General features: G+C 54.4%; 10 protein-coding genes. 5 read left to right on the forward strand and 5 right to left on the reverse strand.

The window, feature by feature from the left end; genetic code table 11:
• The gene (locus ACVDG4_RS16445) at positions 1-10,179 is read right to left on the reverse strand and encodes a cadherin domain-containing protein (protein ID WP_447235872.1); all 10,179 of its coding nucleotides are present in this window, start codon (positions 10,177-10,179) and stop codon (positions 1-3) included.
• A gap of 174 nt (positions 10,180-10,353) precedes the next feature.
• On the opposite strand from ACVDG4_RS16445, the gene ACVDG4_RS16450 reads away from it, so the two are divergent.
• The 3 genes from ACVDG4_RS16450 to ACVDG4_RS16460 are packed head-to-tail and all read left to right on the forward strand — an operon-like array spanning position 10,354 to position 15,714.
• Positions 10,354-12,129 carry a peptidase domain-containing ABC transporter gene (locus ACVDG4_RS16450; protein ID WP_409694248.1) on the forward strand — a complete coding sequence of 592 codons (1,776 nt, stop codon included), beginning with the start codon at positions 10,354-10,356 and terminating at the stop codon, positions 12,127-12,129.
• Between the two features lies 1 nt (position 12,130).
• Positions 12,131-14,317 carry a peptidase domain-containing ABC transporter gene (locus ACVDG4_RS16455; RefSeq protein WP_447235873.1) on the forward strand — a complete coding sequence of 729 codons (2,187 nt, stop codon included), beginning with the start codon at positions 12,131-12,133 and terminating at the stop codon, positions 14,315-14,317.
• A 56-nt stretch (positions 14,318-14,373) separates the two neighbouring features.
• Positions 14,374-15,714, forward strand: a complete 1,341-nt coding sequence (locus tag ACVDG4_RS16460; RefSeq protein WP_409694251.1) for an HlyD family type I secretion periplasmic adaptor subunit — start codon at positions 14,374-14,376, stop codon at positions 15,712-15,714.
• A gap of 71 nt (positions 15,715-15,785) precedes the next feature.
• Here the strand turns inward: ACVDG4_RS16460 and ACVDG4_RS16465 are convergent, their stop codons facing one another.
• The 4 genes from ACVDG4_RS16465 to ACVDG4_RS16480 form a co-directional block, all read right to left on the reverse strand.
• Positions 15,786-16,817, reverse strand: a complete 1,032-nt coding sequence (locus tag ACVDG4_RS16465) for a quaternary amine ABC transporter ATP-binding protein (protein WP_209174747.1) — start codon at positions 16,815-16,817, stop codon at positions 15,786-15,788.
• Positions 16,810-17,697, reverse strand: coding sequence for an ABC transporter permease (locus tag ACVDG4_RS16470; RefSeq protein WP_447235874.1), 888 nt, complete (start codon positions 17,695-17,697; stop codon positions 16,810-16,812). Before ACVDG4_RS16470 ends, ACVDG4_RS16465 begins: the two co-directional genes overlap by 8 nt.
• A 74-nt stretch (positions 17,698-17,771) precedes the next feature.
• Entirely contained in the window at positions 17,772-18,764 is a 993-nt protein-coding gene (locus ACVDG4_RS16475) for an ABC transporter substrate-binding protein (RefSeq protein ID WP_409694254.1), read from the reverse strand.
• A 461-nt stretch (positions 18,765-19,225) separates the two neighbouring features.
• On the reverse strand, positions 19,226-20,122 hold the full coding sequence (locus ACVDG4_RS16480; protein ID WP_447235875.1) for a LysR family transcriptional regulator: 897 nt from the start codon (positions 20,120-20,122) through the stop codon (positions 19,226-19,228).
• A gap of 90 nt (positions 20,123-20,212) precedes the next feature.
• Between ACVDG4_RS16480 and ACVDG4_RS16485 the strand changes: the two genes are divergently transcribed.
• Together ACVDG4_RS16485 and ACVDG4_RS16490 are read left to right on the forward strand one after the other, a co-directional pair.
• Positions 20,213-20,626 carry a VOC family protein gene (locus ACVDG4_RS16485; protein WP_447235876.1) on the forward strand — a complete coding sequence of 138 codons (414 nt, stop codon included), beginning with the start codon at positions 20,213-20,215 and terminating at the stop codon, positions 20,624-20,626.
• Positions 20,623-21,570, forward strand: coding sequence for a 2-hydroxyacid dehydrogenase (locus ACVDG4_RS16490; protein ID WP_447235877.1), 948 nt, complete (start codon positions 20,623-20,625; stop codon positions 21,568-21,570). Before ACVDG4_RS16485 ends, ACVDG4_RS16490 begins: the two co-directional genes overlap by 4 nt.
• Positions 21,571-21,625 lie beyond the last annotated feature (55 nt).

Raw genomic sequence — 21,625 nt, forward strand, 5'->3', positions numbered from 1 at the left:
TCAGGAGTATTGGATACCCTCGATCTCGGCAAAGTCGACGCGGCCGCCATCCGCAAGATCGATATGACCACCGGAGTCTTGAGACAATGACACTTCACCGTTGAGTGGATCGACATTCTCAATGCTTCCATCGGTCACGGTCACCGACCAGTCGGTGCCGTATTCACCGATTTGGGTGCCATTCGTGCCGTCACCGAGATCAATGATATCAATCCAGTTTTCACCGGCACCGCCGTAGATGGAGTCGTTGCCGTCGCCCAGCATGTAGGCAAAGACGTCGGAGCCGTCACCACCATTCATGCTGTCGTCACCTGGACCACCATCGAGCGTGTCATCACCCGGGCCGCCAAAGAGAGCGTCGCTGCCTCCCTCACCGCTCAAGATGTCGTCACCACCCTTGCCGAACAAGGCGTCATTGGCATCTTCGCCAACCAGCTCATCGTCATCTTCCGTGCCAACCTGGAATGTCGGGAGTTCGATGACATTGCTGTCTTCATCTTCGCTCTCGTCATCATCATCGCCATCATTGCTGAAGCGGCTAGCCGAGGAAGCTGCGAGCTCATTGTCGTCGTCGCGCTCATCGTCAACATCGATGATATCCAGCGTGATGGTCTCCGTATCTGAAAGTCCACCGCTGTCGGTCGCCGTTACGTCGAGCGTAATGCTCTGCTCTTCTTCAAAGTCCAGCGAGACACCGTCCTTGAGCTTGAGAATGTAACCGCTGCCATCAGACACCACTTCAAACCGGTCATCAGAAACCGTAAAGGTATGCGTGTCGTCTGCGTCGGGATCAACAACTGACAAAGCCACAACACCAGCACCGGCAGAGTTTTCGGTGACATAAATGCCGTCGTCGTCGGTGTGACCATGTGGTTTGCCGTCATCGTCATCATCATCATCGTGATCATGCGAGCCTTTCGGGCCATCTTTGATATGGCCGTGATGGTCATCATGATGATCATCCGTATGACCGCCTTTGCCTCTATAGACGGCGTCACCCACGATGAGATCGGGCGCAGTATTACCGCCACCGTCACCATCCGTTACCTCAATCGGGAACGTTTCAGACGATTGCGACCCGTCGCTGGACGTTGCCGTAATGACAACATTGATGGTTTCACCCGGTGTCAGGGTTGCGCCATCAGCCACGGTCACAACTCCGGTGTCTTCATCAATGTCGAACCGGCTATCGTCGATCGTGTAGGTCACCGTGTCTGCGGCATCTGCATCTTCTGCAAACGCCGTCAACCCAACCAACGCCCCCGCTGCAACAGAGGCGGCAACAAGGTTCTTGGCAGAATCGGCATCCTGAACCGGGCCGATATCTGTGTTCGGCACTGCCGGTCCATCATCATATCCGTTGACGGTGATCTTCAGGTTTGCAGTGTCCGTGTTCCCACCACTGTCGGTGACGGTGTACGTGAACACTTCGACATCGGATTCACCTTGGCCAAGTGCCTGCGCGGCGGGGCTGTCGGGATCAAGGATGTAGGTGTACGTACCGTCAGAGTTGATCAGCAGCGATCCGTAGTCACCTGGGATGGTCGAGCCCGGCGCATAATCCTGGCCGTCGAAGGAGACGTTCGTGACCGTCAGAGCACCTTCCGCATCCGTGTCATTGGTCAGGACATTGCCTTCCACTTTTGCTGTCTGACCGGACGAGTCGGCAGTCTCCGTTGCGCCCCAACCACTGTCGTTCATGACATAGTCATCCGGAACAGACACAGTCCCCGTCTCCGGGTCGATCTGATAAACGCGGCCGCCATTGGTGAAGGCGTAGAGTTGCCCGCCATCGTCACCGACCAACCCAAAGGCGTTGGACACCGGCAAGGTCGCAACAACATCAATGGTCGCCCCGGTATCCGGATCGATTTCCACGATTTTTCCGGTGGATGTTGACAGGTACAAACTGCCGTTGGCAAAGGCCAAATCACCGGCAGAACCATAGTCCATCTGCCCGATCGTGGTCAGGCTGCCATCGTTAAAGTCGACTGAGTACAGTTTCCCAGAAGTGTCCGCAGCGTAGAGCGTACCATCCGGCCCGAACTCCAAAGCGTTCATCGACGTTCCGAACCGAGAGGTTGAAATAAGCGACGCCTCGCCAGTATCCGGATCAATGGAGTAAAGCTTACTGAAGCTGATGCCATAGAGATTTCCGGCACTGTCCAGCGCAATGTCGGTCATCGCACCAACACCCGTCGACCCGATCACAACGTCGGAACCATCCGAACTGATCAGGTGGATTTCACCGTCATCATCGCTGTAGTAGAAAGATGTCTTGGTCAGCCCGACTGTCGCCGCATCGTCATTTGCCACTGGCGGCTCGTCAAACTCCGTGACATCAATCCGGAATGTCTCAGTAACACTGGACCCATCTGTAGAGGTTGCCGTTACGTCCAGATCGATAAACGGTGTTTGCTCCGCATCAAAGCTGGCATTGTCCGCAACGGTCACCACACCGGTGTCCGGGTCAATCTCAAAACGCGGATCAGTGATTGCGTAGGTCACGCTGTCCCCGGCATCCGGCTCATTTGCGAACGCCGTCAAACCAACAACAGTGCCTGCCGTTGCGCCCTCGGCGATTACATTATCCGATGTGTCGCTATCAATGAGATCTGTGAGCGGTGTGTTGGTCTCATCGATGTCAATGACATCAATCACAACCACTTCCGTATCAGACAAACCGCCCTGATCAGTCGCAGTTACTTCCAGGGTAACTTGCGTTTCTGTCTCATAATCGAGCGCCTTATTGTCCTTCAGCTTGAGCATGTACTTGTCGCCAGAGACAACAACTTCAAACCGGTCATCAGACACCGTGAACGTGTGGGTGTCGCCTATGTCAGGATCAATGACCGACAACGGAGCGATTTCCGCGCCGAAGAACTCTTCAACTACAGCTGTGCGATTGTCTGAGACGATGGAAACGCTGTCGATCAGTGCTCCGCCGTTGTTGTCAGACCCGATTTCAACAAAGGTCAGCGTGTTGGAGCCGTCACCGGATCCACCGACGATGTTAAAGTTGTAGGTCTGCCAACCGGTTCCCGTGGTCGCTGGATCAATCGTGTCGATCAGCTCGCCATTCCAGTAAACCTCGGCAACACTCTGGCCGACACCACCCCGAGACTTCATGTCAAACTGAAGCTCGTAGACCTGACCTTCCATCTGGCCTTCGATCTGCTGGGATGCCCAACCGTTCGTGACCGAAGCCAAATCCAGATGGTGATTGCCGTCAGTGGCACCGAAGTTGTTGTGGCCCGCCTGATGGACATCAACGTTGTCGTAGGTCCAGCCTTCAATCGAATTCGGATCCTGGTACCAGCCAGACCCATCCGAGCCGCCCAACTGTCCGTCAAAGTTCTCAAAGCTGCCGTTGATGATGAACTGCTGCGAACCGCTTTCCAGCTCAACGATGAGATCCGGCGGCTCGTTGCCGTCCGTGATGTCGATCGAGAACGTCTGGCTGGAGGAAGATCCATCCGTTGAGGTCGCCTTTACCGTCACATCGACAGTCGGCTCGGTCTCGGCATCGAACTGAGCACCATCTTTGACAGTGATAACACCCGAGGTCTCATCAATCTCAAAGCGGTCACCGCCGCCAGTCAGCTCATAGGTGACCGTATCGGTCGCATCCTCGTCCTCGGCAAAAGCGGTGATGCCGGTGTCTTCGCCGCCATCAGCAGACTCAGAAATGGTGTTTTCACTGGTATCGACATCTGAAACAGGACCGATGTCGAACTCATCTTCATCACCCACTTCAACCGTGAAGGTCTTCGTTGTGGACGTCCCGTCTGTGGACGTCGCCTTGACCGTAACGTCAATCGTCGGCGTGGTCTCGCGGTCGATATCCGCACCCGGAGCGACCGAGATCACACCAGACGTCGGGTCGATCACGAATGGAGAGTTCTGATCTACGATCTCATAAGTGACATCGTCAGACGTATCCGGATCGGTCGCAAACGCTGTCACACCAACAACGGTGCCAGCATCGGAGTTTTCCGCAACAAGGTTCGAAGTAGCGTCGCTGTCGGTCAGCGGGCCGATTGGTTCCGCACCCTCGTCAATGTCGATGACGTCGATTACCACTGTTTCCGTATCGGACAGACCGCCGGTGTCGGTTGCCGTGATCTGGACAGTCACCTGTTGCTCGGTCTCATAATCGAGCGCCTGGTCGTCTTTCAGCTTCAGCAGATACTTGCCGTCGGCGGCAACCACCTCGAAGCGGTCGTCGGACACTGTGAAATTATGCGTGTCACCCACATCAGGATCGATGACGGAGAGCGGAACAACCTTGGCACCTTCCAATTCTTCATAGACGCCGATCCGGTTTGTGCCGGTCAGCTCGACGTTATCAATGAACGCGCCATAGGTGTTGTTGTCTTCACTGGTTTCACGGAACTCAAGGACGTCATTGCCGCCTGTTCCGACAACCTGGACCTCAAGCGTTTCCCAGTTGCCGAAAGCTGGATCGACAGTGGAAACCAGTTCACCGTTCCAATAAACCTCGACGGTGTTGGAGGCATCATCCCTGCGCGCCTGGACATCGAATGAAAGGTCATAAACCTGACCCACCGACGTCTCGACGGTTTGGGAAATCGAATTGACGTTCTTTTCAGAATCCAACTCGAGATGCTGGTCACCATCGGTGGCTTTTATACCGCCGAAGTTGTCCCAGACCTCCATTTTGCCGTTACTCGTCCAGGCACCTGAACTGTCTTCCGAAAATTGATTCCACTTTCCGGTGGCAACATCGAAGGACTCGAACGAACCGTTTTTGATGAGGTTGGTGCCGATGTCGCCATACTCAACAACGAGATCCGGCGGCTCGTTGCCGTCTGTGACATCAATCGAGAAAGTGTTACTGGACGAAGATCCATCCGTGGACGTTGCCTTCACGGTCACGTCGACAGTCGGTTCTGTTTCCGCATCAAACTGCGCACCGTCTTTCACCGTGATAACGCCGGAGCTTTCGTCAATCTCGAAGCGATCGTTGCCACCTGTCAACTCATAGGTGACGGTGTCAGTCGCATCCTCGTCCTCGGCAAAAGCGGTGATGCCGGTGTCTTCGCCGCCATCAGCAGACTCAGAAATGGTGTTGTCACTGGTATCGACATCTGAAACAGGACCGATGTCGAACTCGTCTTCGTCACCGACTTCAACCGTGAAGGTCTTCGTCGTCGAAGTCCCGTCCGTCGACGTTGCTTTGACCGTGACGTCGATCGACGGAGTCGTCTCGCGATCAATGTCCGCACCAGGTGCGACAGAGATCACGCCAGACGTCGGATCAATCACAAACGGAGAGTCTTGATCAACGATCTCGTAGGTCACGTCATCGGCCGCGTCCGGATCGGTCGCAAACGCCGTTACGCCAACAACAGTGCCAGCATCGGAGTTTTCCGCAACCAGGTTGTCGCTGGTATCGCTATCCGACAGCGGACCGATCGGCTCTGAGTTTTCATCGACATCGATCACGTCGACAATGACGGTTTCAGTGTCGGAAAGACCACCGCTATCGGTCGCTGTCACTTGGACCGTGACCTGCTGCTCGGTCTCATAGTCGAGCGCTTGGTCATCTTTCAGCTTCAGCAGATACTTGCCATCTGCAGCCACAACCTCGAACCGGTCATCGGACACGGTGAAGGTGTGCGTATCGCCCACATCCGGGTCGATGACAGAAAGCGGCGCGACTTCAGCGCCCTTGAACTCTTCCAGGATAGCGATGCGGCCATCCGCCTTGATCGACACGGTGTCGATGTAGGTTCCGTGGCTGTTGTCAGAGCCCTTCTCAATAAACGTCAGCGTGTTGGAGCCGTCACCAGATCCACCAACAATGTCATAGCTGTAGCTTTGCCAGCCGCCCCCGCCATCGGTTGGATCAATGGTGTCGATGAGCTCACCGTTCCAATATACCTCGGCAACGCCTTCGCCAGACCGATTGCCACGCGAGTTCATATTGAACGACAGTGTGTAGACATGGCCGTCCAACTGACCTTCGATTGTCTGAGAGATCGTGCCGTTGTCGTCAGCTGTCAGATCCAGGCGGTGCGCGCCATCTGTTGTGCCCTCGCCGTGACGCGCCGATTGATGGATGTCGACGTCATTGTAGGTCCAGCCTTCAATGGTGTCCGGCGTGTCGTACCAGCCGGTGCCATCTGTGCCGCTCAAGGTTCCAGAGAAATTCTCGAAACCACCATTGATCACCAACTCGTTGGACGCATTCTCCAACTCAACGATCAGATCTGGCGGCTCATTGCCGTCCGTCACGTCGATCGAGAAGGTTTTGCTGGACGAAGACCCATCCGTGGAGGTCGCCTTGACGGTTACGTCGACGGTCGGCTCTGTCTCCGCATCAAACTGCGCTCCGTCTTTCACCGTGATAACGCCGGAGCTTTCGTCGATCTCGAAGCGATCGTTGCCACCTGTCAACTCGTAAGTGACAGTGTCGGTTGCATCCTCGTCCTCGGCAAAGGCCGTGATACCGGTGTCTTCGCCGCCGTCAGCAGTCTCCGAAATGGTGTTGTCGCTGGTGTCGACATCTGAAACCGGACCGATGTCGAACTCATCCTCATCGCCAACTTCAACCGTGAAGGTCTTCGTTGTCGACGTCCCGTCCGTAGACGTTGCTTTGACCGTGACGTCGATCGACGGGGTCGTCTCCCGGTCAATGTCCGCGCCCGGTGCGACCGAGATCACGCCAGAAGTCGGATCGATCACGAATGGAGAGTCTTGATCAACGATCTCATACGACACGGTGTCAATGGCATCAGGATCAGTCGCGAATGCCGTGACGCCCACCACTGTTCCGGCATCGGAATTCTCAGCTACGAGGTTGTCGCTCGTGTCGCTGTCGGAGAGCGGCCCAATCGGCTCTTTGCTCTCATTGACATCGATAACGTCAATGATGATGGTTTCCGTGTCGGACAATCCACCAGAGTCGGTGGCCGTTACCGTGACACTCACCTGTGTCTCGGTTTCGTAATCAAGGGCCTGATCATCTTTCAGTTTCAGGACATACTTGTCCCCTGAAACAACAACCTCGAACCGGTCATCGGACACGGTAAAGGTGTGCGTGTCGCCCTCGTCCGGATCAATAACCGACAGAGGCGCTGCTTCAGCGCCTTCAACTTCCTCAACGATCGTTGTCCGGTAGTCAAAGTCGGTTGTTTGGGTCTGGAAGACAAAGTCATCGAAGTCTTCGTCGCCATTGTTGACCAGATCTTCGAAACCGATCGTGACACCACTTTCGACCGTGTGGTCCAATCCATCTGGATTAAGGCTTGCACCTCCGGAGAAGTAGGCATCGGCACTTTGGCCAGTCAGAGGTGTCCCATCCTGTGCAACAGCTTGCCAGTTTCCATCACCGTCTTTCTGGAAAGTCACCATGTCGCCGGCGGCAATACCCGGGTTCTGGTCAGCGCCATCCGGGATAAGGAAATAACCGATATTGGCAGCATCAACATTCGGGAACGCGACATTCGCCGTCTCACCGGGGGTCAGCTCATTGCCGTTGGTCCAGACGATCTGGCCGGCAATAGGATCCCCGTTGGCGTCCATGACGAACACGCCGAAAGAGTTGCTATAGCCTGCCCCTTCAGATGTGAAGGTGATGGTGGCGCTGACGCCATCGACATCGCCGGTCTCAAAAGTGAGATCAGGCGCTTCGTTGACATCCAGAATATTGACAGTGAACGTTCCCGTTGAAGATGATCCATCCGACGAAGTCGCGGTGATTTCAACGTCAACGGCTTTGGTCTGCTCGTAGTCGAAGCTAACGCCTGGCTTGACGGTCAGAACACCGGTATCCGGATCAATATCGAACCGCGGATCATCGGTCGAATAGGTCACCGTGTCGGTTGCATCCGGATCCTCGGCGAAAGCCGTGATACCGACTTCTTCGCCGCCAGTTCCGTTTTCAGCCACTGCGTTCAAGTCATTGTTTGACTTATCGATATCAACGACTGGGCCAATGTCGCCCTCGTTGTCATCGCCCACCTCAACACGGAAGGTTTCCTGAGACGTCGATCCATCGGTGGATGTCGCTTTGACGGTCACATCAATGAATGGAGTTGTCTCGCGGTCAATATCTGCGTTCGGACCAACAGTGATAACACCGCTGGTCGGATCAATAACAAACGGCGAGTCGCCAACAATTTCATACGTAACCGTGTCTGTTGTATCCGGGTCTTCTGCAAAGGCAGTGAGACCAACGACCGTTCCTGGATCAGAATTCTCCAGGACAAAATTCTGCTCTGTATCGGTGTCGGTCACCGGCCCGATGCCAAACTCGTTGGCGTCACCTACGGTAATGCGGAAGGTCTCCTGAGACGTCGAGCCGTCGGTCGAGGTCGCCTGTACCGTTACATCGACAAATGGCGTGGTTTCACGGTCGATGTCAGCACCCGGGGCGACGGTGATCACACCGGTCGTTGGATCGATGACGAACGGCGTGTCGCCGGTGATTTCGTATGTAACTGTGTCCGTGGCATCCGGATCTTCTGCAAACGCAGTGACGCCTACAACGGTGCCGCCATCTGAATTTTCTTCGACAAAGTTTGTGTCATCGTCAACATCGGTAACCGGGCCGATCGCGAATTCATTCTCATCGCCAACGTCTACCCGGAAGGTTTCCTGGGAAGTTGTTCCATCCGTTGACGTCGCCCGCACGGTCACATCAATAAACGGGGTCTCTTCCCGGTCAATGACTGCACCGTCCTTGACCGTGAGCACACCTGAGACGGGGTCGATAACAAACGGGCTATCGCCGACAATTTCATAAGATACCGTGTCTGTATCATCGAGGTCCTCGGCAAAGGCCGTGACATCGATGCCCGTTCCTCCGACAGCGTTTTCCTGAACGAAGTTGGCGTCTTCGTCCGTGTCGATCACCGGACCGACCGGAAATTCCGTATTGTCGTCACCAACGGTGATCCGGAAGGTCTCCTGAGAGGTCGATCCATCCGTGGACGTGGCCTGGACCGTTACATCGAAGAACGGTGTGGTTTCGCGATCAATCTCGGCGCCGGGTCCGACGCTAATAACACCCGTAACCGGGTCGATGACAAACGGCGTATCGCCTACGATTTCGTAAGTCACCGTATCGGTTGCATCCGGATCTTCGGCAAATGCCGTTACTCCAACAACTGTGCCTGGATCAGAATTTTCGAGAATAAAGTTGTCTGTTGTGTCCGTGTCTACAACAGGCCCGATCTGAAACTCTGTATTATCGTCTCCAATCTGGATGACAAAAGTATCAACGACAAACGATCCATCGCTGGAAGTCGCTTGCACCGTCACACTGATAGCCGGCGTTTCTTCTCGATCAATGACTGCACCGGGACCAACAGAAATCACACCGGTCTCTGGATCGATAACAAATGGCGAGTCGCCGACGATGGAATAGGTAACGTCATCTCCATCAGGATCTTCTGCGAATGCGACAACCCCGACAGTTGTTCCAGGATCTGCGTTTTCTTCGACAAAGTTTACATCGAGATTGATATCAGTCAGCGGGCCGATCGGTTCGCCGAGATCATCATCGCCGCCGCCGTCGCCATCACCGCCATCGTCATCGTCGCCGGCATCATCGCCACCGTCGTCACCGTCATCGTCGGCCAGAACGGTCGTGCCGCCATCGCCGCCTCCACCGCCGCCAATGCCGTCACCGATGCCATCGTCACTTGTCGGAATGCCTTGGCCGCCGAGATTGAATTGAGAAAGCCCGGCATCAAGGCCGCGTGCTTCGGGAACATCCCCGCCTCCGAGACCACCAGCATCGCCCAAACCACCGTCAGATGTTTCCGCAACATCCTGAAGACCATCCGGGAGCGGCACGTTATCGTTGCGGTCCAGACCCAAGCCGTTGCTAGGACCATCGTTGCCTGCTCCGCCATTCAAGCCGCCGTCACCGCCAAGACCGTCACCATCGTGAAGAGCGGAACCGCTTCCTTCGTATTCCAATGGCACCGCCTGGAAGAGGTTGGCAACCGTTGCCTCACCTGTGTCTTCTGGATTGATGGACAAGGAGTAGTCGTTGCCATCCGCTGGCTTGTACGGATCACCGGCCTGAGCTTCCGCACGGGCAGCATTTGGCGAGTTCGCACCTGAATTGGTTCGTGCAGCCGCTTCTGCGCCCGCGCCTTCAGTCGGTTTGCCAGATGTTTTCGGTGTGTCGGTATCAGCCATGCTCGCACAAGCTCCATTAGATCATGGAGCCATTCGCGCAGGCTTGTCTTAACAAAAACCAACCAGAACCTGTGAAATACCACTATATCTTGATGTAAATTAGCGAGTTCCATAGTTCTTGGTAAACGCTTTTGAAACACTTGCGCGCCTTAATAGAGTTAGGAGGCGCCAATTATGGTCAGTTTTATCAGCAATGCTTTAGCTAACACTGCGTTACCTCAGCTGAAATTTCATTCATCTGAGACAGGAGAACAAGTTAAAGCCCCAAATTTGCCACGCTCGGTGGTAATGGCCTCGATACTTATAAATGTATTGGGCTTGGCAATGCCCCTAACAATTCTTCAGGTATATGACCGAATTCTTCCAAACCAGGCTATCGATACACTGGTCGTTCTAATTGTCGGACTTGGGATCGTCCTGGCGGTCGATGCGGTATTGAAGATTGCTAGATCATTTGTTGTCGCCTGGTCAGCAGCTTCCTTTACACACAAAGCAAACATGGAAGCGACGCACCGTCTACTCTGCTCCCGTTCTGATGCCGTGACCGATGCCAGTGTCTCCAAGCATCTGGACTCTCTGAAGTCACTTCAGTCCTTGGGAGACCAGTACGGCGGACCGGCGCGACTTTTGGCGATCGACCTCCCGGCTAGCCTTATCTTTCTCGTTGTTCTGTTTCTCATCGGCGGCCCGATCGGTTTTATCCCACCAATCTTGTTGTTGATTTTCGTGTTGCGGACCGCTCACCTGAATTCCAAACTCAATACGCTAGTTGAAAAACGCGCTGTCCAGGACCAACGCAAATACGATTTCATTTTCGAAGTCCTGTCCGGGCTCAACACGATCAAGGCGATGGCGCTTGAACCCGTGATCCTCCGGCGATTTGAAAGACTACAGACCCAGGTCTCCCGCCTCGGTTACGACCAGATCGACCTGAACAACAAGGCGCGCAACAGCAGCGGCTTTTTCACTGTCCTAACAACGGTATGCGTTGTATCGGCTGGTGCATTGCTGGTGATGGGAGGCTTCATAAGCATCGGTGCTGTTGCTGCATGTACGCTCCTTGCGGGCCAAGTCGTCCAGCCTCTTTTGCGAGGCATCAATCACTGGACGGAGATGCAGCGGGTCAAGCACGATTATCGTGCCGCTCAATCCCTCTTTGATCTGCCAGTTCAAAACAGGCAACAATCGCGGAATATTCCGATCATCGGCAATGTACAGATCCAAAATGCTGGATACGATTCAAGGCATGACGTGATCGTCCCGATCCACGGACTGAACCTGTCCGTCAATGCTGGAGAAACGATAGCCTTTGAAGGCAAAGATGGTAGCGGACGATCAACACTCTCCCGATTGATTTCAGGCAGCCTGGAACCGACTTCGGGATCAGTCTTGCTTGATGGTCATGATCTGTACGGTGAAGATCATTGGAGCCTGAGGAAACACATTGCCTACGTGGGCAACGATTCCGAGATGTTCGCCGGAACAATCTTACAGAATCTGACTTTGTTTGGGTCTCAGTCGACCCCGCAGACCGCACGAATGGCCGCAGAGCTCATCGGCCTGGAAAAAGATATTCACTTGCTCCCGCTGGGCTACGACACACAATTGGGTAACACCATCGAGGAAAATCTCACGGACTCCATGATCCAGCGGATCGCGATTGCACGTGCCTTGGCCCGAGAACCAAAAATCCTGATCCTGGATGATGCAAACGGCGCCCTCGATCACCGCAGCGAAGCTGAGCTTGCGGAAGGACTTAAACGCATCAAAGGCCAGCTCACGATGATCATTGTCAGCCACCGCCCATCCTTCCGGGCGATTGCTGACAAGCAGTATCTGGTGGAGGACGGGAAATTGAAATCAGTACCGGTAAAACCCGCCACAACAAAAAAATACAAGCTTCAGCCGCGTATACGCAAAGAAGCGCCAAAAATGAGCCAAGGAGCCTGACATGTCCCTGGCAGCGTTTGAAAACAGCTCCGCTTATATTCAGGGTTCAGACCCGTCTACCCGGCGCTTAAATCTGGCAAGTCGGGTCCGCCAGCAAGCAGGCACCCATATTGACCGAAACACGGCAGCTGAAGCATGCCTCTTGCCGGTTCTGGAAGCACTTGGGTGGGACGGCATGGAGCGGCACCTGTTTGAGGCTTTGCCACATCTTGAGGGCATCACTGAAATCTATGATTTGCGGGCCGTGCTTACCCGGCTCAATTACCGGGTCACCAGCTCATCAAGGCCGATCAAGCAACTCACAGCGGAGCAATTTCCCTGCCTGTTAAAGGTCGGACAAAATGTCTGTGTTGGCCTTGGACCAAGCGGGGACGGCCGGCTTCGTGTTTTCAGCGGCGAAGCTCAGCAAACGGTGAATCTTGATTACTCTGCCCTGAAGGATGCAGAGCTGTTCCTGATCGCCGAAGATGATCCAACGGCCACTTCCGGCTTCAAACATTGGTCATCCAGATTGTTTCACAGATTTCGGGGTACGCTGACCTCGATTATGGCAATCGGCTTTCTTGCCAACCTGTTGGCGCTCGGCCTGCCCTTGTTTGTGATGAACGTCTACGACAAAGCAATTGGCGCAAAGTCCGTTTCCGTTCTCATTACACTCATGATCGGCATCGCGGTAATCTTGTGTATGGATTGGCTGGTCAAGGGCACCAAATCCCGCCTCCAAGCATACCTTGGCGCACGACTGGACGCTGTCGTTGCGAATACGACCTTCCGCCATTTCCTGCACCTGCCTCTGCCATTGACGACTTCAGCACCTATTGGCGCGCAGATCACCCGGCTGAAGCAGTTTGACGGTGTCCGGGAAATATTTCACGGCAACCTTGCTAATGCTCTGATTGATCTGCCATTTTCCGCGTTGTTCGTGGTGGTTCTTTCACTGATCGGCGGCCCGCTCGCGCTGCTTCCGCTCGGCTTGCTGGGTCTCTACATCATTGCCGCGCTTCTCATCGTTCCGCGGATGAAACGTGCGATCAACCTTGCCGGGGAGGCCAAATCCCGCGTCCAGAACATCACGGTAGAAATCCTGTCAAAGCGCGATGCGATCCAGAATTTGTCCGCAGATGACGTTTGGATCGACAAGTTTCGTGCCCTGTCAGCAGATTTCGCGCAAAAGAACCTGAAAACAAAACACCTGTCTCAAATCATGCAAGTCATCTCGCAAATGATGATGACTCTGTGCGGCATCGGTGTTTTGGGTTTCGGGGCCATCATGGTGATGAACCAAAGCCTCACACAAGGCGCCTTGATCGCGGTCATGGCTTTGTCCTGGCGCGCGCTGAACCCGATGCATCAGGCCTTCTTGAGCTTCTCACAGCTTGGCCAGGCCCAGCAAACGATCGAACGGATCAACGGTCTTTTGAAGATCGACATGGAACGGCAACCGGGCAAACTCCCGAGCTTGCATCGTCAGTTCCAAGGTACGGTCCGCTACTCCAACGTGGTGCTTCGCTATCCGGCCCGCCAGGAACCGGCCTTGCGGAATTTCTCTTTGCAAGTCGAACAAGGCGCAGTCGCTGCGATCACTGGCCCAAGTGGATCAGGGAAAACTTCTCTGGTTCGTGCGACGCTGGGGCTTTACCGGCCACAGATGGGGGCGGTCTTGGTGGATGACCTCGATATCCGCCAGCTGGATCCTGGAGAATGGCGCCATGCAATTGGCTATGCGCCCGAACACTACGATTTCTTCTACGGGACCATCGCCCAGAACTTCCGGATGGCCAATCCGCAAGCTGACAATGATCAGGTCCGCGGCGCATTTGAAGACTTTGGCCTCAACAACTACGCAGAATTGCTTCCTCAGGGAGTTGAGACGCGTCTCACAGGCCAGCTTCTGCAAGTGCTTCCAGACAACGTGAAACAGCGGATCCTGCTTGCAAGGGCCTTCGTACGGCCGGCCTCAATCTACGTTCTGGATGATCCAGCCGGCAATCTAGATGTTGATGGCGACAAGCTGCTGATGAAAAAAATTGAACAGGTTCGCGGTAAATCAACCGTCATCCTGACCACTTATCGGCCAAGCCACATGCGGATCGCTGACCAGCTCGTCTACATGCAGAACGGAATGGTCACCATGGCAGGTCCGCCATCAGAGATTTTGGACGACGTCCTGAAACAGCAATCGAAGTAATTGGAGCGTGCGCTGAGAAAAGCCGCACCTCACGACAACCGCCGAGGAAGAAACCGATGGCAGCCAAAGATACCTCAGATCCACTTCGCAAAGCCGTTTATGGCCGAGTAGGATTGCCACTCGAATTGGAGGACGGGGTTCCACCGGCCTTCTACACCCGGCTGTTGATCGGTCTCACGATTGCGACCATGGCACTGCTGGTATGGGCAGCCATTGGTCAGATCCGCGAAGTCGCCAACACGATCGGTGAAATCACGCCTGCAGGTCAGATCCTAGCTGTCGAACACCTGGAGGGCGGTATTGTCAGTGAGATCCTCGTTGAAGAAGGCCAACTCATCATGGCAGGCGACCCGATCGCCCGGCTCGAGAAAGAAGACACTACTGCCGAACTTGGCCGCATTCAGAGCCGCCTGAGTTATCTTGAACTCGAAGAAGAACGGCTAAGAGCCCAAGAGTTCAGTGATCCGAACACAGTTGGACTGCGTTTGGACCCAGCAGTCAGCGGTTTGAGCACACAACAACGTGCCGCACTCACGGCCAACCGCAGAGCAGTCGCCGATGAACAGGATGCATATACGGCTCGTGTCGCACAAAAACGTGCGGAAGTGGCCAGCCTGGAGGCCCAGGTTGTTCTGCAACGGTCACAAGTCGAGTTGGAAAGGGAAAAATTCCAGATTCAAGAAAACCTTCTGAAAGATGGCTACACATCCCGCCGCCGGTATCTTGAATCAAAAGGTGAATACCAACGTTCCCAGGTAACGCTGGAACAGCTCGTCGGCAATCTGGCGCAAGCCCGTGAAATGCTGACCGAAGCTCAGGCGAGCCTGAACCAGGCGGGCGCTGAGGTGAACCGGGATGTGGCCGATGAGCGCGCTCGAATTGCTCAAGAGCGGGCTGAGCTGGCACAGGAAATCGCGAAACTCGAAGACAGGCAGAATCGCTTGTTCGTAAGGGCTCCGGTTGATGGCTACATCAAAACACTGGGTCAAACCGGACGTGGTGCCGTTGTGAACCCTGGCGACATGATCGCGGAGATCGTTCCGCAGACCGAGAGCATGGTGGCTGAGGTGAAAGTCAATCCACGCGACATCGGCCACATCAATGTGGGCGACAAAGCTGAAATCACGATCACCAGCTACGACCCGAACATCTATGGGACGATTGTTGCGGAGGTGGAAACCATCTCAGCATCCAGTTTCCAGGATGAATATGGCGAGTACTATTTCAAGGCTGACCTTGGCTTTCCGGGCAACACGATCGGCACCGGCAATGTAACCAGCCCCGTCCGGCCGGGCATGCAGGTGAATGCCCAGATTGTAACAGGATCCAAATCAGTCCTGGCCTATCTGCTGAACCCAGTGACCCGCGCGATGCGCACGGTGTTCTCAGAACGCTAAGCGATTGGAACATCGCAAACAAAAAACCCCGGTCAACTGACCGGGGTTTCTTTTTGTCTGGTTTCCAGCCTTCAGTGGGATGCTGGCGTCACCATCGCACTGATGGTGTCTTGAACGTTCAAAACGCCCAAGGGCTTGCCGTCGCCGTTGACAACGCAGCACTCGCCTTGACCGGTTTCGGCAAACTTCTTGGCTGCTTCTTCCAGCATAATCCCGCTCTGGACTGTCAAACCGCCCTCGAGGGTCTTCGTCTTGTCCATCACTGTATCGACGAGGATCACACGCCCACGGTTCACTTCCTTGACGAAATCAGCGATGTACTCATCCGCAGGCCGCAGGACAATCTCTTGTCCAGTGCCCTGCTGAATGACTGCACCATCACGCAAGATCGCAATCTTGTCGCCGAGTCGCAGCGCTTCATCCAGGTCGTGCGTGATGAAGACGATTGTCTTGTGAAGCTCTTCCTGAAGATCAAGCAAAACAGTCTGCATATCCATACGGATCAACGGATCAAGCGCTGAGAACGCTTCGTCCATAAGCAAAATGTCCGCATCGTTTGTCAAAGCACGGGCAAGACCGACACGCTGCTGCATACCGCCCGACAACTGGTTCGGATAATGGTCTTCAAAGCCTTCCAAGCCAACACGGGCGATCCAGCGGGCAGCCCGCTCTTCTGCCTCCTTCATGGAGACGCCCTGAATTTCCAGGCCGTAAACGGTGTTTTTCATCACCGTACGGTGGGGCAGAAGCGCAAACTTCTGAAAAACCATCGCTGTTTTGTGGCGGCGGAATTCCCTCAGCTCACCCTGAGACATCTTACAGACGTCTTCATCACCGTAGAGCACTTCTCCGTCTGTCGGATCGATCAGTCGGTTGATGTGGCGGATCAAGGTGGATTTCCCCGACCCGGACAATCCCATCACCACCTCGATCTTACCGCCAGGCATAGAGATGTTGATGTTGTTCAAGCCCAAGACGTGATTGTGCTTCTCGTTGAGCTCGGCTTTGGACATCCCGTCCTTGACGAGCTGCACCATGTCTTTGCCGTTTGGACCAAAAATCTTGTACAGATTTTTGATCTCAATGCCTGTCGCCTCACCCATGGATCACCTCCGAGTGTTTCTGAAGGCGCTTGCCGTAGGCCTGGGTCGCGCGGTCGAAAATAATGGCAATCGCAACGATCGCGAGACCATTCATGACGCCCATCGTCAAATACTGGTTCGCAATCGCGTTCAGAACCGGCTGACCGAGACCTTTCACGCCGATAAGAGCCGCAACAACAACCATCGCAAGTGCCATCATGATGGTCTGGTTCACGCCAGCCATGATCGTTGGCAACGCAAGTGGCAGCTGAACATTGGTCAACTTCTGCCAAGAACTGGACCCGAAGGCGTCGGCTGCCTCTAGAACGTCTTGGTCAACAAGACGAATACCGAGGTTGGTCAGTCGGATCATCGGCGGAATGGCGTAGATAACCACCGCAATCATGCCCGGCACTTTGCCAAGGCCGAAAATCATGACCACCGGAATGAGATAAACGAAGCTCGGCATCGTCTGCATGAGATCGAGCACTGGATTGATGATGCTTTGAATTCGATCTGAACGCGCCATCAAAATTCCAAGCGGAATACCCAGCACGATCGCCATCATGGTACAAACAGTCACCATGGCGATTGTGCGCATGGTGTCTTCCCACATGCCGAGATAACCGATGACGCAAAGCGCCACCAAGGAGCCGATTGTAATCCGGGCGTTCCGGCTCATGAGGTAAACAATCCCGACAAGCACTGCCAGGATAATCGGCCAAGGCGAGTTGATGAGCAGTTGCTCCAAAAAGATCAGGAAGTCCTTGATCGGATCAAACGCACTTTCAATTGCGTCCCCGTAGGCACGCGTAAAATCCTTAAAGGCCCCGTCAATTGTTTGGCGCATTTCGCGCAAGCCACCCCGGCTCATAGCGGGGAATTCTTGTAACCACTCCATCACTCTCGTCCCGTTTCTTTGCCCCTCAATGAAGAGCCCGCATCGTGATGCGGGCTCCTTTTCGCTTCAACGGATTACAGAGAAGCTTTCACTTTTTCAGCGACTTCCGGGCTGACCCACTGGGTCCATACATCTTCAAAGTTTTCAAGGAAGTAGTATGCGCCGTCTTCGTTGGTCGCCTGATTGTCAGTCATCCATGCCAGGACCTTACCGGCTGTACGGTTGTCCCAGGTCCGGCCTTTCACGTAGTCCATGGTCGGACCAGCTTTTTTGGCGAACTCTTCGGTGACAACTGTGAACACCTCGGATTTAACCCAGGAGTTTGGCTTCGGGTTCGGGCAGTCTTCAACAACTGTACACTTGTCCCACTCTTCCTTGTCGTGTTCGACTTCAAAGTCGAGCAGTGTCATGTCGTACTTGCCGAGGATCGCTGTCGGAGCCCAGTAGTAACCGAGCCAACCTTCACCGCGCTCGTTGGCACGAGCCAACGACCCGTCAAGACCGGCAGCAGAACCCGGATCTACGAGTTCGAAACCAGCTTCGTCGAAACCGTTTGCGCGGAAGAGGTTACCTGTCGTGATGCGGCAGTTCCAACCGGTCGGACAGGTGAAGAAGCCCCCCTTGCTGTCGTCCTCGGCGCCTTTGAAGAGATCTGGACGCTCTTTGGCGGCAGCTACGGTGTAGATGTCATGCTCTTCGGCGATAGCGGTCGGAACCCAAAAGCCTTCAACACCACCTTCGTTCAGGATTTCACCACCGATGATCAGAGATCCTTCAGCGACGGCCTTATCAAGCGGCTCACGCACAGCGTTAATCCAGAGCTCCGGAGCCATGTCCGGCTCACCCTTCTCGTTCATGGACGTGAAGGTCGGCATGGTGTCGCCAGTGACCAGCTCAACATTACAGCCGTATCCATTTTCAAGAATGATCTTGTCGATGTGCGCAATCGCGCCGGCAGATGCCCAGTTCATTTCCGCAACAGTGACTGTTCCGCATTCTTCGGCCATGGCGGAAGACGCCATCCCGACGAGCGCAGTCGCAGCGACTGTGACAAACAACTTTTTCATGGGGTACTCCTATGCAGTCTGTTTGTTGAGTTTTCCATTGGCGCATCCTGAGAATACTAGAACTCTAGTATTCACCTCCCGGCGCATCAATTGATCATGTAAATTGGGAATGTGGATCAAATCACACAAAAAGGCGGGAAGATCTAAGATCTCCTCGACTGCCTTTACTCGTAGCATCTACTTCGACCCTGCTCCCTAATCTTCAGCATGAGCCCATTGGGCCGCACGAGGTCGAAACAGGTATTTCGACCAAGCTCTTGGGCTCGCTCTCAATACCATTGCATTATGCGACGGCCAGCACAACAGTTGACCTGCACTTCTTTTGCTGATCGTTCCTTTTATTTCCCAGACTAGCCAAGCAGCGACATTTTCCTGCTAATAAACGCCACGGAAGATAACATTATGACTTTTACGTGCAGTTCTGAATACACTATTTTGGATAATTTGGAACTAAAAACATCTTAAGGTTGTGCTTTTGCTTGCCGTGGGCTGAATTTGCCGGAAGCACCTAATGCGGTGTTTTGCAAAAGCAAATCTATTTTGGCGACGAGGGACATGTTCCGTTGCAGCAAGACAATAGAACGCTTCGGGATGGAAGGAATTGGCGACGCCGAAGCACAGAGATCGGAATGATCAATTCCGAGACCAGACCAACGAGGGACTGCCGCTTGACCAAGCCCCTCATGGACCATTGCGGCAATGGTCTCCGGGGAATCCAGTTCACACAAAACAGGCACATGCGAAAGTGCCTTATCGAGATAACGGCTCGCCAGCCCCCCTCCCCAAGATGACCGGTCGTAGATAATCCAGGGTAGAACATCGTTTTTATCCTGCCGAAGGTGCGTTTCTGGGCGGATATGCAGAAACGGCTCTTCTGCAATCGGGAAGGACCGGATCCCCTTCGGCAGCTGAAACGGCGGGGCGACGCAAATCACTGCGTCAACCTTTTCAACCAACAGATCTTCATAAAGCGCTCGGGAGTTGCCAGGCAGAACAGACAGTTGCACATCGGGCGCCTTTTCACGAAACCCCCGCACAACCTTAGGCACAACATCAAGCAACGCCGTTGAAATAGCTCCAATGCGATAGGGCCCGCTCAGACGGTCATTGGATATCCCAAATGACAACCGGCTCGCATCACGAACCAGCGCGCTTGCTGCTGGAAGAAGCCGCTGACATTCCGGCGATGGCTGCACCGTTTTCGCGGAACGAACGAGAAGTCTGCAATTCAAATCAGTTTCGAGCACCTTGATCCGCTGACTGATAGCAGCAGCGGTTAAGCCTTGTTGGCGCGCAGCCCCGGCAATGGACCCCGTCTCGACCACAGCAAGGAGGCTTTCCAAAAATCGCGTGTCCAATATTTTTTCCTATGCTCAGAGAAGAAAAAACATAGTAATTGTTATTCTCAGGCTCTGCTATGAAACAAAGACCTCAATTGGAGACGACATATGCAGCCCTGCTTTCACCTCGCTTTTCACGTGACCAATCTTGATGACGCCCGCGCCTTCTACGGTGAATTGTTGGGCTGCCAAGAAGGACGCAGCACCGACACATGGGTTGACTACAATTTTTTCGGACACCAGCTTTCGCTGCATATCGGGAAACCTTTCGAGACCACCAACACCGGAAAAGTTGGCGAGCACATGGTTCCGATGCCGCATATGGGCGCGGTGCTTGACATGGGCACTTGGAAAAAAGTGGCGGACCGGCTTACGAGCGCGGGCGTCGAATTTGTTATCCCGCCTACCATCCGTTTCGAAGGGCAACCAGGGGAGCAAAGCACCATGTTTTTTCGGGACCCTTCCGGCAATCCGATCGAGATCAAGGGATTTGCCTATGAAACGGGAGTGTTCGCTGCATGATGCCCGTAATACCTTTCGTTTCCGAAGTCGGCGGTGTGGAGCGGAAAGCCTGGAAAGATGCGCTGCCCGAAGCCCTGAGCGGGATTGCGCAAGTCAAGGCGTTCGATGATCTGACACAGGTTGAACGAGAAAAATCCACCGTCGCTATCGTCGCAAATCCAGACCCAATAAAAGTGGCCTCACTTCCCAACCTGGTTTGGGTTCAAAGCTTATGGGCAGGCGTTGAGCGTCTGGTCGCCGAACTGCCGGACACGGGTCCCCAGATCGTACGCCTCGCGGATCCGCAAATGGCGGAAACCATGTCGGAAGCGGTCCTTGCCTGGTCTCTCTATCTCCACCGTGACATGCCGGCATATATGCGGCAGCAGCGGGACCATGTCTGGCAACATCATCTCCTGAAAACGCCTCAGGAGGTAACGATCGGTGTGCTGGGAATTGGAGAACTCGGATCAGCTTCGGCATTGCGCCTGAAAGCCAATGGCTTCAATGTGCTTGGGTGGAGCCGGTCCCGCAAAACACTCAAAGGCATCGAGACATTTGCCGGAGTAGAAGAACTCGGCGCGGTCTTGGCCCGATCCGACATCCTTGTGCTGCTGATGCCTTTGACAGGCGACACACGCGGTCTGATCGGCAAACAGGCACTGGCTTCGGTGAAACCGGGTACAAAGCTGATCAACTTCGCCAGGGGGCCGATCGTAGACACCAATGCGCTCCTTGCTGCGCTTGAAGATGGCCGTGTCGGGCATGCCGTGCTGGATGTTTTTGACCAGGAGCCCTTGGACAAGGAGCATCCCTTCTGGTCGCACCCTGAGGTGACTGTCCTGCCTCATATCTCCGCGCCAACAATCACCAGCACTGCATCTGCGATTGTTGCTCAAAACATCAAACAGTATCTGGAAACTGGCAGCATCCCGCCAACCGTCGATCGTCAAAGGGGCTATTAAGGGGCGCCCCACGCCAGTACCGTCAACGGCCGTCGCAAAACTGTCACCGGTTACC

It is taken from the genome of Roseibium sp. MB-4, from assembly GCF_053005265.1.